Raw genomic sequence first — 14,247 nt, 5'->3', positions numbered from 1 at the left:
TGTGAAGCGGTTTTCCGACCAGATCATGCTCAAGATATCAGGATGCCCCATTAGAGCGGAAACGGCCAAAAGGCTACTGCCTGCCGATATCGTCAGCCATCTCGGCCGGGGCTGCCCCCTGCTCCTGCGCCGCTTCGTAATTGAGCTCGATCATGACCCCGTTGGGGTCGTGGACGAAGATCTGCCAGAGCTCGCCGCCTGGCACCTGACGGGAGTCAAATTTCATGCCCCTGGACGTCAGGCGCTGCTTCATGCCGTCGAAGCCCCGGCTGGCGAAGGCGACGTGGTGGACCACGCCGGAATCCGGCTTTTGCGGCTCGGAGGTCGGGGAAATATCGACGAGGTGCACCACCGGCTTGCCCTCGCTGTACATCCAGGCCCCCGGGAAGGCGAAATTCGGCCGGGCGCCTTTCTCCAGGCCCAGCACGTCCTCATAGAAGCGGACCGTCTCGGCCAGATTCCGGGTCCGGATGTTGAAATGATCGAGGACACCAACGCTCACGCCGCCCATTGTTTCGCTCCCTTGTTTTGAAGTCCTTTAGTCCCGCCATCCTAGCACAGGGGGCGGCCAAACGAAGCCGTTGCCCTCAGCCCTTAAGGGTTTATGGTGCGCCCGGCCGCCCTTGGGCGGAACCTCAAGGACCCCGGCTGGCGCCCCTCGCCCGGCTGCAACCGTAAAACTCAAGCTACGGACACACACATGGCTAAAGTCGCTTTCCTCGGTCTCGGCGTGATGGGCTTCCCCATGGCCGGACACCTCGTGAAAAAAGGGGGCCATGAGGTCACCGTCTACAACCGCACCGCCGCCAAGGCGAAGGAGTGGGCGGACAAGTTCGGCGGCAAGACGGCACCGACCCCGAAGGCTGCAGCCGAGGGCCAGGACTTCGTGATGTGCTGCGTCGGCAATGACAACGATCTGCGCGCGGTCACGATCGGCCCCGACGGTGCATTCGCCGGCATGAAGAAGGGTGCGATTTTCGTCGACCACACCACCGCCTCTGCCGAAGTCGCACGCGAGCTCGACGCGGCCGCGACCAAGGCCGGCTTCAAGTTCATTGACGCCCCCGTCTCCGGCGGCCAGGCCGGCGCCGAGAACGGCGTGCTGACGGTGATGTGCGGCGGCGCGCCGGATGACTATGCCGGCGCCGAGCCGATCATCTCCGGCGCCTATGCACGGATGTGCAAGCTGCTGGGGCCCGCCGGGAGCGGCCAGCTGACCAAGATGGTCAACCAGATCTGCATCGCCGGACTCGTACAGGGCCTCTCGGAAGGCATCCACTTCGCCAAGAAGAGCGGCCTCGACGTCGCGGCCGTGATCGAGACCATTTCCAAGGGCGCGGCGCAGTCCTGGCAGATGGAAAACCGCTACAAGACCATGAACGAGGGCAAGTACGATTTCGGCTTCGCGGTCGAATGGATGCGCAAGGACCTCTCGATCGCGCTCGCCGAAGCCCGCCGCAACGGCGCCAACCTGCCGGTCACCGCGCTGGTCGACCAGTTCTATGCTGAGGTCGAGAAGATGGGCGGCAAGCGCTGGGATACGTCGAGCCTGCTCGCGCGTCTCAATCGCTGACGACTGACGGACGATCGTCCCAAGCTGAGCGTCATCGCCACAATCCACGTTGTGGCGGTGACCTGCGGCAAACTCGCCCGAGCGTTCGTTTTCGCTTTTTGGGCCACGCGATGGCAGGTAACGTCGCAACGAGCGAAACAGGCCGGCGGGGCACCGAACTCGGCCAAATCTCAAACATTTCGGAATTGCCAGGTGGATACGTCGGCCTCAGTCGAGATCGCCAAGCACACGCTGTTGAGTTGCGGGCTGATCCTAGCGGTCGGTACCGTCATCGGACTGCTGGCGCAGAAAATCCGGATTCCGGATATCGCGCTCTTCCTGCTCGCTGGAATCGCGATGGGGCCACGCGCGCTCAAATTGATCGACATCCCCGCGGACTCGGCACTGAACCAGATCATACTGCTGTTTGGAGCAAGCTACATCCTGTTCGACGGCGGAGCGGCACTGCGGCTCGATGTCATTAAGCGGGTGTGGATCACCATCGTGACGTTGGCAACGATCGGCGTCCTGATCACGGCAACTATCACCGGACTTGCCGCGCATCTCGTGTTCGGCATTCCGCCGGTGCTGGCGCTGCTGCTGGGGGCAACGGTTGCGTCGACCGATCCGGCGACGCTCATGCCGATCTTTCGCCAGATCCGAATTCGCGATCGTATTGCGCAGACCGTGATGAGCGAGTCCGCGTTCAACGACGCCATGGCCGCGATCTTCACCTTTTCGGTGCTCGGGCTAGCAATGGGGAGCGGCGTATTTTCGCCGATCGGCGCGCTGTTCGACCTCGTCAAACAGGCCGCGATCGGAATCGCCGCCGGCGTTGCCCTCGGTTATCTGGCTGCACTACTGATCGCGCATGAGCGCTGGGCGATGCTCGCAGAGTATGCGCCGGTCGTGACGCTTGTTGCCGTGATCGCCGCCTATTTTGCCGCAAGCGGCCTGCAGGCATCGGGCTTTATGGCCGTGTTCGTTTTCGGCATCGTGCTCGGCAACAAGGAAGCCCTGGGCTTCCGAATGGAGCCGGGCGAGGCGCAGAAGCTCAACGATTTCGTGTTCACGACCGCCTTCATCATGCGCCTGTTCATTTTCACCCTGCTCGGCGCCCAGCTCGACTTTGCCCAGATGGGCCAGCACTGGAAAGGCGGAGTGGCGGTCGCGCTTGCTCTGATGTTCGTGGCACGCCCGATGACGGTGTTCCTCTGCGCCTTGCCCGACCGCCGCGCACGCTGGAACGTGCGCGAACTCATCTTCATGTGCTGGACCCGCGAGACCGGCGTCATCCCGGCCGCACTCGCCGGTCTCCTGCTCGGCACTAAAGCACCGGGCGCCGAGCTGATCGCTTCCGTAACCTTCGTGATCATCCTGATCACAATCTTGATCCAGGCGCCGACGACGGAATGGCTTGGACGCAGGCTCGGCCTCCTGGAAAAGGACTAGCAGTGATCGGCTGCGCAATCGGCGGGCACTTATGGCCCATTTATATCACTGGTTGCTACTCCATCTCGAATTTGAATGCGATTGAGAGCACCTTTCCGGCAGCCAACGAATTTCGAGATCTGTCATGGAAACCGCTGCTATCGATCCGGAACCGGCCAGCAAACGTCACTATCTCGGGCACGCGCGGAGCTGGGCCACGAGCGCAAGCCGGCCCTATTCTCCGGTGGTTTGCCTGTCATTACTCCTCGCGATCGGGCTTGCCCTCGAGATCGGCTTCTGAGCCAAGACTCTTTCTGTTGGCGCCTAAGCTTGCTCTGCTTGATTTTCCACTGCGAGCCTGCATTCTCCGCTCGGTAGCCTACCGGAGCCACGCACGCATGACCGCCGTCGCGCAGGGCGAAACCGATCTGGCAAGTGCCGACCGCCGAGTTAACCTCCCGTTAACGTAATTCTTTAGCTCCTTAAGTCACCTCTTAAGGATTTCTTGCCAGAGATAGACAATGCAGAAGGCCCGCGTCCGACGCGGGCAGGAATCGTTGTTGCTTGATGAGTAACCCCGCTGAAAAGCCTGAGGTAGTGCAGCTTCCGGCCGAACCGGTCAGCGCTCCATCAGCGAGCAGCCGACGGGCTGCGTCGCAGCGGGTCCGCGAAGCACGCGATAAGTTAACGTCGACCAGCGGAACCCGGCCGGCCTTCGACGCCGAGCTGTTGCGCCAATATGCCCAGACGCGGCTGTCGGCCTCCTATGTCGTGATGCTGCTCGTGGTCGCGACCGGTGTGCTGTTCGGACTGTGGATGCAGCCGATCCCCGCCGCCGCCTGGACCGCTGGCATGATCTGCCTGCATGCGGCGATGATCCGCAGCTGCCGCCGCTTCCTGGGTGAACCTGCCTCCCCAGCGGCAACGCGCGCCTGGCGGACGCGTTTCGTCGTGCTCGACCTGCTCTATGGCCTGTGCTGGATGGCGATCCTGATCCATCCCGTGCTCGACATGGTAACGGAAACGCTGATGATGTTCCTGATGCTGCTGGTGATCGCAGTGTCGAGCATGCTTGCCGCCAATCTGCCGATCGCAGCACTCGCCGCCACAGCGCCGGTTGCGGTCGCCATGGCGCTGAGCTTTGCAATGACCGGCTCGCTGGACAATTACATCCTGGCCGCACTCGCGCTCGCGGCCGAAGGCTATTTCGTGCTGCTGGCGCATCGTCTTCACTCATCGACCTTCGCGACGCTGGAGGCGCGGGCCGAGAAGGACGCGCTGATCGGCGAGCTCGAACAGGCCAAGGCGATCTCGGACGAGGCACGCCACCGCGCCGAATCCGCCAACGTCGCCAAATCGCGTTTCCTCGCGCAAATGAGCCACGAGCTGCGCACACCGCTGAACGCCATTCTCGGCTTCTCCGAAGTCATGAAGAGCGAGATCTTTGGCGCGCATGCGGTACCGGTCTACAAAGAATATTCCGCCGACATTCATAATTCCGGCGTGCACCTGCTCAACCTCATCAACGAGATCCTCGATCTGTCGCGGATCGAGGCCGGCCGCTACGAATTGAACGAGGAAGCGGTGTCGCTGGTCGGCATCGTCGCCGACTGCCATCATCTGATGAAACTGCGTGCCTCGAGCCGCGGTATCACCATTCACGAAGTGTTCGAGCAGGCCATGCCGCGGCTCTGGGCCGACGAGCGCGCGATCCGCCAGGTCGTGCTCAACCTGCTTTCCAACTCGATCAAGTTCACTCCGCAGGGCGGCGAGATCTGGCTCAAGGCCGGCTGGACCGCCTCGGGCGGGCAATACCTATCCGTGAAGGATTCCGGCCCAGGCATCCCCGAAGACGAGATCCCGGTCGTGCTTGCCTCGTTCGGCCAGGGCTCCAACTCGATCAAATCGGCCGAACAGGGCGCGGGCCTCGGCCTGCCCATCGCGAAGAACCTGATCGATCTGCATGGCGGCACCTTCACGCTGAAGTCGAAACTGCGCATCGGCACCGAAGTGATCGTCACCTTCCCGCCCGAGCGCGTGATGAGTGCGCTGGCGCCGCTGTCGGAGGATTCGCCGCCACTGCAGCCGGACAGTTCCGCCGTTCCCGACGAGAAGCGCCGGCCGCGCCACAGACCGATCATGAGCGCGGGCACGGGCTCGTAAAACACATGCTTGCCGACATGCCCGATATTCCTTCACTATGTCCGTATGAGCAAAGAAACGCCGTGCCTCGCCGTCTGCATGATCGATCCCAAAACCAAGCTGTGCTTCGGTTGCGGCCGGACCTTGCCGGAGATCGCACGCTGGCACGCCATGGAGAGCGTCGAACGGCTCGCGGTTATGGCGCTGTTGCCGGCGCGCATGGCGGACGCTGGCCTTGCGCCACCGGCGGGATCGCCGAGACGCGCCTGACCGGTGTCCGCGCCGTCGGAGGCGCGCGATGATCCGCCTCCTGCTCGTTCTCATCTTGCTGGCCGGCACAGCGGGCGCCGTGGTCGCCTATGGCGATCCCGACCAGATTGCACGCGCGAGTCACAAGGTCTCATACATGTTCCGTGGGCAGGCCGCCTCGCCCGCGCCAGAAGTGCAAATCCAGCGCGGCCAGGGCGGCGAGTTTGCGCTGCGCGCCAAGATCAACGGCGTGGCAACGCCAATGGTGATCGACACCGGCGCCACCTCCGTGGTGTTGACCTGGGAGACCGCAAAGGCGATCGGCCTGCCACTTGAGATGCTCGAATACGACGTCGACCTCGAAACCGCCAGCGGCCACACCAAGGCGGCCCGGCTGACGCTCGATCGTCTCGCCGTCGGCCATCTCGTCGAGAAATCGGTGCCGGCACTCGTGGTGCAGCGCGGGCAGATGAAGACGAATTTGCTCGGCATGAGCTTCCTCGATCGCCTGGAGAGCTGGGGCGTGCGCGCGGACAAGCTCATGCTGACGGGCTATCCAGAGCTGCAAGGCAGCCATCGGCGCGCGCGCACGGCGGTGGATTGAGGCCCTAGGCAGCCGCCTCTGCCTGCGCGTCAGCACTGACGCGAGCGATCGCATCGCGCAGGACGTCGACGCCAGCCCCCGGCCTGACACCTTGTTCGGCAAGATGGCGACGGAAGGCCCGCGCGCCCGGCACCGCGTGGAAGGCGCCGACGAAATGCCGGGTCATGGCGTGCAGCCGCGTGCCGCGCGCGAGCTGCGCCTCGATATAAGGCATCATCGCCTCGAACGCGTCCTGCATCGTCGCGTGCGGCGCAGCTTCGCCAAAGACATCGCTGTCGACCGAGAGCAGCCGCCACGGCTCCTGATAGGCCGCCCGGCCGAGCATCACGCCATCGACATGCGCAAGATGCGCTTTCGCCTCCTCGATACTCAGGACGCCGCCATTGATGATGACTGGCACATCCGGCATCGCATGCTTGAGCCGATAGACGCGATCATAATCGAGCGGCGGGATATCGCGGTTTTCCTTTGGCGACAGACCGTTCAGCCACGCTTTTCGCGCATGCACGATCAGCGCGTCGCAGCCGGCAGCCACGACGGCACGCGCGAGCGTATCCAGCGCGACTTCGGGATCCTGGTCATCGATGCCGATGCGGCATTTCACCGTAACGGGAATGGAGACCGCGCGCTTCATCGCGTCGACGCATCTCGCAACGAGCTCAGGCTCCGCCATCAGGCAGGCGCCGAAGCGGCCATCCTTCACGCGGTCGGATGGGCAACCGACATTGAGATTGATCTCGTCGTAGCCGAACTGTTCGCCGATCCGCGCCGCCTTCGCGAGCTCGGTTGGATCCGACCCGCCAAGCTGAAGCGCCACCGGATGCTCGCTCGCGTCAAAGCCGAGCAGCCGCTCCCGATCGCCATGAATGATGGCACCGGTCGTCAGCATCTCCGTATAAAGCAGCGCCCGTTTTGTCAGGTGACGGTGGAACACCCGGCAGTGCCGGTCCGTCCAATCCATCATGGGTGCCACAGAAAAGAGATAGTCTTTATATTCCAACGAGTTATCCTATCCTTACAATGGACTAGAGCAGGAACAAGTGCACACATGTGCACTCCAAACTAGCCGAAATTGCACACGTTTGTACCGCATTTGATCTCCCGGTGCACACGTAGCGCACACGAAATCGCGGTGGAGTGCACACGCAATGCCGACCTTTACGAAGCTGAAGTCCGGGAGCTGGCGCGTTCAGGTTAGGAGGAAGAACCAGTACGTTGCGAATACGTTTGCACTGCCTGACATCTGAACACGCGCTGCCCTGGCTTACGGGAGCTAACTGCAACTACAAAGCCATTGGATGCAGCAGCGCAAACTGTCGACAATCCTGGCATTTCGGCATCGGTGTCTTCGAAACCGCAACCGAACGGCAAGCAATGCCGCACAAAGCACGCAAAGATGCTCGGATGCCAATCGGGAGCTGAAGCATGTTCCAGTCAGTACACGCTCGAGCCTTTCGCGACCTTCTGGACAGCGGGGGCGTCGTTGAGGACCCGGAGCGGATCGCCACCTACACAATGGATCAACGTCACCTCTTCACCGGGGCGACGTTTGCCGTGCTGAGGCCGGCCACGACACAGCAAGTCGCCGACATCGTACGGCTGGCGGCGCACCTCGGTATCGGAATTGTTCCGCAGGGCGGCAACACTAGCTACTGCGGCGGCGCGACGCCGGGCGCCTCAGGGCGGCAGATCATCGTGAGCCTCGAGCGGATGGATAGGATCCGCGAAGTCGATCCCGTCTCCATGAGCATCTCTGTCGACGCCGGCGTCATCCTGAAGAACGCACAGGACGCCGCAGCGGCTGCCGGTCTTCTGTTGCCGCTCAGCCTCGGCGCGGAAGGCAGTTGCCGGATCGGAGGCAACATCGGCACGAACGCCGGCGGACTGTCGGTCGTCAGGTATGGGATGACGCGCGATCTGCTGCTCGGACTCGAGGCGGTGCTGTCGGACGGCATGGTGGTCTCCGACATGCGCAAGCTGCGGAAGAACAACACCGGCTACGATGTCAAGCAGTGCTTCATCGGAAGCGAGGGGACACTCGGCATCGTCACCGGCGCAGTGTTGCGTCTCGCGCCCTTGCCGACCCGCCGCGCGACTGCCTGGCTGAAGCTCGCGAGCGGCGCGCCGCTCGCCGAACTTCTCGCCTTGCTCCGCCGCGAATCCGCTGACCTGCTGACCACGTTCGAATTCATGGCGGCCCGAGCCATCGCGCTCGCGACCGACGCGATGACCGACCCGCCCCCCTCGGAGCGGGCTCAGCAGGCGCCGTCCTCGTCGAGCTCGCCTCTTCCTCACGCCATCTCGATCTCGACGAACTGATGGAAGCCGTTCTGGCCGAGGCGATCGAGTCCGGATGGATCGAAGACGCATTGCTGGCGCAGAGCGGATCGCAGCGTACCGCGATGTGGCGGCTCCGCGAGACCATCCCCGAGGGCGAGAAACGCCGGAATGGATCGGTCAAGCACGACATCTCGGTACCGCTTTCCTCCATTCAGCGCTTTCTGGATTTAGCCGGCGCGCAGGTGCGATCGCATGATGCCGACCTCGAGCAGTCCGTTTACGGCCATGTCGGCGACGGCAATCTGCACTACAACGTGCTCGTTCCTCCCGATGTCGACCGGCTGGAGTTCACCAAGCGGATCGAAAGCAGCCTTTCGTTGCAACTCTACGACACGGCCGCATCGCTCGGCGGCACGTTTAGCGCGGAGCACGGCGTCGGGCGGTTCAAGAAGCACCTTCTGGAGCAGTATGGCGATGTCGGGCGTATCGCGGCGATGCGCCGGATCAAGACCGCCTTTGATCCGGCTGATATCATGAACGCCGGCGCGGTCGTTCGTCCGTTGGGAGAGAAGTCTTCCCGTTGAACCATCGACCGGCGAGCTGGCGATGCTTTCGTCCGGACCCAAACGGTGCATCTTCGGCTGAAGCACCTCGATCATACAAATCGTCTCGTCCATAAAGAAAGAGCCACTCCAAAGGAGTGGCTCGAGTTGGGGAGGAAACGCTCTTGAGGGACTGCTAAATCGCGATCAGGCCTGTGCTCGCCACGGTGCGCGTCAGGCCTGACTTCCGGCTCGATCTTCAGATGGCGGCGATGTCCAGCTTCGAGCCGTCGACCAGACGCGACAGCCGGAATGGTGTGGGATCGACGCAAGGCGTGTCGTTGGCGACGAGCTCTGCGGCCAGATAGCCGAGCCCCGGGCCCAAACCGAAGCCGTGACCCGAGCAGCCCGCTGCGAGGACGAGGCCCTTCACCCCGTCCACCTGCGACACCACAGGCACTGCATCCGGCGTGCAATCGACAAAGCCGCCCCAGGCGCTGTCGATCTTGATTTCGCCGAGTTGGGGGAAGGTTTTCCGGACACTCTCCACCACTTGGCTCACCAGCCATTTCAAGGGCGGAGGATCCAGCACGCGATTCTGTTCGAAGATCCTGTTGTCATTGGTCAGCAGCGCGGGCAATGAATCCGGCCCCGAAACGAACGATTGGCCGACGCCAATCCTGACGTTCTTCAGGCGACGCAAGAACTGCGGCATGAATTCCCGGCTATACCGGATAGCCTGGGGCGTGATTTCGAGGTTCGCCTTGCCGCTGATCGCAAACGTATAGCTGCCGTCCAGCCGGCGTGTGATCGTGCAGTAAGGTGTGGAGACCGCCTCGCCTATGTTGATTGTCGGGGTGGAACGCAGCGCGGTCTGACGGATGCTCGCCTGGGCGAAACTGATCCCGAGCGGCCGAAGGAAGCGCGAGGACCAGGCGCCGGCGGCGCACAGCACCGCGCTGGTTCTGATGTAGCCCTTCTCCGTGTGCACGCCCGCTATCATGCCATTGGCCAGGTCGAGCGCCCGAGCAGCGCATCCCTGGTGGATCGTGGCGCCCAGAGTTCTGGCCCCCTCGGCGATAGCCGGCGCGGCCAGCGCAGGTTCGGCCTTGCCGTCCCGCTCCGAATAGGTCCCGCCGACCCATTTGTCGCGCGCTTCGGGGACGCGCTCGGCCACCTCCGCCCGGCTCAGGACGCGGGTGTCGACGTCGTACTCCCTGGCGACCTCGCGCCACTTTTCCCAGCCAGCGAGCACAGCCTCGTCGTGGGTCGCATAGACGAGGCCGCAGCGCCGAAATCCGAGGTCCCGATTGATATCGCGCGTGAGTTCGTCCCACAGCCGCATGGAGAGCACCGAGAGCGGCAGTTCGCGCCGGTCGCGGTTCTGCTGGCGGCACCAACCCCAGTTTCGGCTCGATTGCTCGCAGGCGACGTGGCCCTTCTCGAGCAGCGCCACAGAGAGGCCGCGCTTCGCCAGGTAATAGGCGGCCGTAGAGCCGAGGATTCCGCCGCCGACGACGACGATTTCGGCCTCGGCGGGGAGACGCTCATCGCTGTGAATGCGCTCGACGTGGGGCGACATGCTTCAACGAACCTCGGCTACCAAGAATGCGAAAGCAAAGTTCCGATCAGCCCTTCATCGCACTGAGCGGTCGATAGAATGTGCTGAATTCATCTCGGATCTCGCAGGATGTTCGGGTTCTTGGCCGCCTGAGTGATACAAGCTACTTCAAGCCCCGACGTGGCACTGAGCTATCCGTAAAATCCGAGAACGGCCTTCGTCTCCAGATACTCCTCCATGCCCTCGATGCCGTATTCGCGACCGTTGCCGGAACGCTTGTATCCGCCAAAGGGAGCGTTGGGGTCCCAGTCAGGATAGTTGAGATGCACTTGACCCGACTGAATCTGCCTGGCGACGGTCCGCACCATCTCCATGTCGGTGCCCTGCACATGGGCGCCGAGGCCGTAGACGGTGTCGTTGGCGATCGCGATCGCCTCGTCCACAGTGTCGTAGGGAATGATCGACAGCACCGGGCCGAAGATCTCCTCCCGTGCGATCCTCATGTCGCGATGGACGTGCGAGAAGATGGTCGGCCGCGCGTAGAGGCCGATCCGCAGGTCGCCAGGCCGCCCGCGGCCGCCGATGACAAGCTTGGCGCCTTCATCCAGGCCGACGCCGATCATGGTCTGCACGCACTCGAATTGCGGCCGGTTGGCGATCGGGCCATGGGTCGTGCTTTCCGCAAGGGGATCGCCGACCACCAGCTCTGAAGCGGCCGCGGCCGCGAAGGTCTCGACCTCCTCGATCCGTGAACGGGGCACAAGCATGCGCGTCGGCGCGCTGCAGGATTGGCCGAGATTGCGGAAGGCGGCGGCAACGCCGAGAGGAACGGCGCGGCTCAGATCGACGTCCGGCAAGATGATGTTCGGCGACTTGCCCCCGAGCTCCTGGGCGACGCGCTTGACGGTGGGCGCGGCTGCCTGCGCGACGAGGACCCCTGCCCGCGTGGAGCCGGTGATGGAGATCATGCCTACTTGCGGATGCGACGCCAGAGCCGCACCCACGATTGGACCGGTCCCGTTGACGAGGTTGAATACGCCGGGCGGACAGCCGGCATCGTCCATCAGCTCGGCAAACAGCAATGCGCTCAGCGGCGACAATTCGCTTGGCTTGAGGACCACCGTGCAGCCGGCTGCGAGCGCGGGACCGACCTTGGCAGTGATCTGATAAAGTGGCCAATTCCATGGCGTGATGAGGCCGCAGACGCCGATCGCCTCGCGCATGATCGCGGTGCTGCCGCGCGCGGCGATGAACGGATAATTCGCGAGATTGTCGCGGGCGACGCGGATGTGTTCGGCGGCCAACGGCACCTGAGCGCGGCGCGCGTAGGTGACCGCAGCTCCCATCTCACACGTCAGCGCCTGCGCGAACAGTTCCAGCCGCTCCAGCAGCAAAGCGTGAATCCGGCCGAGCAGTGCCGCCCTCCCAGCAGGCGGTGTCATGGACCAACCGGCGAAGGCTCGTCTGGCGGCCGCGATGGCGCAGTCCACGTCGTCGTCATCGCCGAGCGCGACGTCTGCGATCGGCTGCTCCGTCGCCGGATTGACGACGGTTGCTGCTGCCGTGACAGATCCGATCGGCTTCCGCCATTCTCCGTCGATGTAGAATTTTCCGAGGAATCCGGCTTCCGTCAAGTGTCGAAGGGGCGAGGTCATTGCAAGCGATCCCTTCGACGACCTACCAGCCACGCATCCGGGGCCATCGCGCTTCGATCGCGTCGCTGCCGGCGGAGACGACGTTGTACAATTCGTGTTGCGACGCCGTCGCGCAGGCGTGATTGGGAAGAATCCTGACCTTCGCGCCGATCAGAAGATCGGGCAAAGCGCGCACCGAACCGGATCTGACGGCGAGGATGCCGTGCTCCTGGCTCGCTTGCGAAACGATCAGGTCCGGATAGACCTTGCCGGCCACATCGCAGACCAGACCGTATCCCTGGTCGACCCGCTGCGCCGCGGTGCCGCGGTCGCGCGACAGCGCCATCCACCCGGCATCGACCAAAATCCAGCCCTTCTCGAGTTTGGCGCCGATCACGGTGGCGAGCACCGAGATCGCGATGTCGTCGGTCGTGCAGACACCAACGCCGCGCATGACCAAGTCGAAGAACATGTAGACGCCGGCGCGCATTTCCGTGACGCCGGTCAGGTCTTCGGCGAAATGCGCTGTTGGGGTCGAGCCGACGCTGACGACAGGACATTCATGGCCGGCCGCCCGCAATGTCGTTGCAGCGGCGACGGCCGCGGCACGCTCGTTCTCCGCAGCCGCGACAAGGGCCGCGGGCGTGCTGAGGCCATAGGACTCGCCGGCGTGGGTGAGAATGCCGGCAAGCTTGACGCCGGCCTCGGCCATCGCGGCCGCAACGACCGCGAGTTTCGGATCGGTCGCGGTCAGTCCGCCGCGATGACCGTCGCAATCGATCTCGATGAAGGCGGATGGCGTCACACCGACGGCGCGCCCAGCCGCGCCAAGCATGGCGGCCTGCTCCGGCGACTCCAGCAGCAGCTTGATGTCGATGCCTGCTTTCCGCAGACGCATTGCTCTGTCGGCGGTGTGAGGCCCAAGTCCCACGGCATAGGTCATATCGCGGAAGCCGCGCTGCGCGAAATACTCGGCTTCAGCCAAGGTGGAGACGGTGATTGGTCCCGCCTCCGCTGGATGAGCGCGTCGCGCGACATCGATGGATTTCGCCGTCTTCATATGAGGACGCAGCACGACGCCTTGCCCGACCATGCGGGAGGACAGACGGGCGAGATTGCGATCCAGGCGGTCCTTGTCGAGCAGGAGCGCCGGCGTTGCCAATGTGCCGATCGTTGCGGCCGTTTCGCCCGGAGCGGCGTCCGGGACATCTGACCTGTCCATCTCCACCCGCAGCATCTCGACGTCCCCCTAGCCGAATGATTGGTTAGCGAGCCCGAATATGCGCGCCGGCCCTGTCCACGGAGCCGGCGCTCCCAGCACCATTGTCGTAGCGTCGCTGACGCGCTGCAGGCCAATGCTTTCGAGCCATTCCCCGAGCTGCGAGGAGGCAGGAACATCAATCCGGACGAAGACAGGCCCGAGCCGCGCGATCGCAAAATCAATCAACGCGCGCGCATCGCTTGGGCTCTCGGCCACCACGGGGCCGATGACATGTCCGCGGCCGAAAAGGCGAGAGATAGCGTAGCCGCAAGGTAAGCCGTCACGCAGCAGGACATAGCCGTCACCGCTGTCAAACAGCCGGTTCAGCATCTGCCGCCGCTCCAACCCTGTAGCCGCGCGGTCGAGCCGCGCGATCGCCTCGAACTCCGATGCGGCCATTGGTCTGAGGTCTGATCGCGGCGTGCCGTGGCTTTGGCGTGGAATTCCGTGATGCTGGTGGATGATCCCGATCGGGACGAAGCCGCGGCGGCGATACAGCGTCATGCCTTCGGCCGTCGAATTCAGCGCGATGGTCCGCGGATGGGCCGACGTCAGCAACGCATCCATGAGCCAGGCCCCATAGCCGCGGCCCTGAGCGGCCTTTGCGACAATGATCATGCCCGCCGAAGCGTGAGTCTCGCCGTACGGCCACCAGGCAGCGGTTCCGATCACCGTCCCGGCGCGCTCCAGAACAAAGCCCTTGCCCAACTGCAGCGCGACATCCCAATCCTCCAGCCGATAGGGCCAGGACATCTCCTGCGAGAGCTTCAGGGCGCCTTCCAAGTGCTCTCTGGTGAACGGGACGAGGACCGCATCTTCAGCGTTGCGGCCTAGGGCTTGATAGGCTGTGGTTGTCATGATGCGTCGGCGCCTTTTGCTCGGATTGCCAGCAGCTCCGAGACGAGGACCATCTGGATGATCCTCGCATCGCCTGCAGCGTACCTTCGGCTCGGCAGCATTTCGCAATCAAGCAGGCGCGACGTTCAGCAGA

12 protein-coding genes and 2 pseudogenes are annotated in these 14,247 nt (G+C 63.6%); 8 read left to right on the top strand and 6 right to left on the bottom strand.

Annotated elements, in window-relative coordinates:
• Positions 1–73: 73 nt before the first annotated feature.
• Positions 74–511, bottom strand: a complete 438-nt coding sequence (locus XI06_RS10080) for a VOC family protein (RefSeq protein ID WP_237858839.1) — start codon at positions 509–511, stop codon at positions 74–76.
• A gap of 165 nt (positions 512–676) precedes the next feature.
• Between XI06_RS10080 and XI06_RS10075 the strand changes: the two are divergent.
• The 6 genes and pseudogenes from XI06_RS10075 to XI06_RS10050 form a co-directional block, all read left to right on the top strand.
• A pseudogene (locus tag XI06_RS10075) lies at positions 677–1,573 on the top strand (NAD(P)-dependent oxidoreductase); the annotation flags it as partial.
• 192 nt (positions 1,574–1,765) lie between these two features.
• Positions 1,766–3,004 (top strand): cation:proton antiporter, encoded by a 1,239-nt coding sequence (locus XI06_RS10070; RefSeq protein ID WP_237858843.1) that lies wholly within the window; start codon positions 1,766–1,768, stop codon positions 3,002–3,004.
• A gap of 124 nt (positions 3,005–3,128) precedes the next feature.
• Positions 3,129–3,284, top strand: coding sequence for a hypothetical protein (locus XI06_RS10065; protein ID WP_237858845.1), 156 nt, complete (start codon positions 3,129–3,131; stop codon positions 3,282–3,284).
• A gap of 266 nt (positions 3,285–3,550) precedes the next feature.
• Positions 3,551–5,146 carry a sensor histidine kinase gene (locus XI06_RS10060; RefSeq protein WP_237858847.1) on the top strand — a complete coding sequence of 532 codons (1,596 nt, stop codon included), beginning with the start codon at positions 3,551–3,553 and terminating at the stop codon, positions 5,144–5,146.
• Positions 5,147–5,191: 45 nt separating this feature from the next.
• Complete coding sequence (locus tag XI06_RS10055; protein ID WP_237858849.1) at positions 5,192–5,395, top strand: DUF1289 domain-containing protein; 204 nt, start codon at positions 5,192–5,194, stop codon at positions 5,393–5,395.
• Between the two features lie 28 nt (positions 5,396–5,423).
• Complete coding sequence (locus XI06_RS10050; RefSeq protein WP_237869662.1) at positions 5,424–5,978, top strand: TIGR02281 family clan AA aspartic protease; 555 nt, start codon at positions 5,424–5,426, stop codon at positions 5,976–5,978.
• A gap of 4 nt (positions 5,979–5,982) precedes the next feature.
• On the opposite strand, the gene dusA is transcribed toward XI06_RS10050, so the two are convergent.
• Positions 5,983–6,978 carry a tRNA dihydrouridine(20/20a) synthase DusA gene (gene dusA / locus XI06_RS10045; RefSeq protein ID WP_271605222.1) on the bottom strand — a complete coding sequence of 332 codons (996 nt, stop codon included), beginning with the start codon at positions 6,976–6,978 and terminating at the stop codon, positions 5,983–5,985.
• Positions 6,979–7,403: 425 nt separating this feature from the next.
• Here dusA and XI06_RS10040 point away from each other — a divergent pair.
• Both XI06_RS10040 and XI06_RS10035 read left to right on the top strand, forming a co-directional pair.
• Positions 7,404–7,880, top strand: a pseudogene (locus XI06_RS10040) (FAD-binding oxidoreductase); the annotation flags it as partial.
• Between the two features lie 284 nt (positions 7,881–8,164).
• A complete protein-coding gene (locus XI06_RS10035; RefSeq protein ID WP_271605452.1) occupies positions 8,165–8,842 on the top strand; it encodes an FAD-binding oxidoreductase in 678 nt (225 codons plus the stop codon).
• A gap of 217 nt (positions 8,843–9,059) precedes the next feature.
• Here the strand turns inward: XI06_RS10035 and XI06_RS10030 are convergent, their stop codons facing one another.
• The 4 genes from XI06_RS10030 to XI06_RS10015 all read right to left on the bottom strand — a co-directional run bounded on the left by XI06_RS10030 (position 9,060) and on the right by XI06_RS10015 (position 14,114).
• A complete protein-coding gene (locus tag XI06_RS10030) occupies positions 9,060–10,382 on the bottom strand; it encodes an NAD(P)/FAD-dependent oxidoreductase (RefSeq protein WP_271605221.1) in 1,323 nt (440 codons plus the stop codon).
• 170 nt (positions 10,383–10,552) lie between these two features.
• On the bottom strand, positions 10,553–12,016 hold the full coding sequence (locus XI06_RS10025) for an aldehyde dehydrogenase family protein (protein ID WP_271605220.1): 1,464 nt from the start codon (positions 12,014–12,016) through the stop codon (positions 10,553–10,555).
• A 22-nt stretch (positions 12,017–12,038) separates the two neighbouring features.
• Positions 12,039–13,232 (bottom strand): alanine racemase, encoded by a 1,194-nt coding sequence (locus tag XI06_RS10020; protein ID WP_271605219.1) that lies wholly within the window; start codon positions 13,230–13,232, stop codon positions 12,039–12,041.
• 12 nt (positions 13,233–13,244) lie between these two features.
• On the bottom strand, positions 13,245–14,114 hold the full coding sequence (locus tag XI06_RS10015; RefSeq protein WP_271605218.1) for a GNAT family N-acetyltransferase: 870 nt from the start codon (positions 14,112–14,114) through the stop codon (positions 13,245–13,247).
• Positions 14,115–14,247: the final 133 nt, after the last annotated feature.

It is taken from the genome of Bradyrhizobium sp. CCBAU 11434 (genome assembly GCF_028128895.1).
In the GTDB taxonomy this organism is placed as follows: Bacteria; Pseudomonadota; Alphaproteobacteria; order Rhizobiales; family Xanthobacteraceae; genus Bradyrhizobium; species Bradyrhizobium zhengyangense.
The sequence above is the reverse complement of the archived record's forward strand: the minus strand, read 5'-3'. Positions and strand labels throughout refer to the sequence as shown.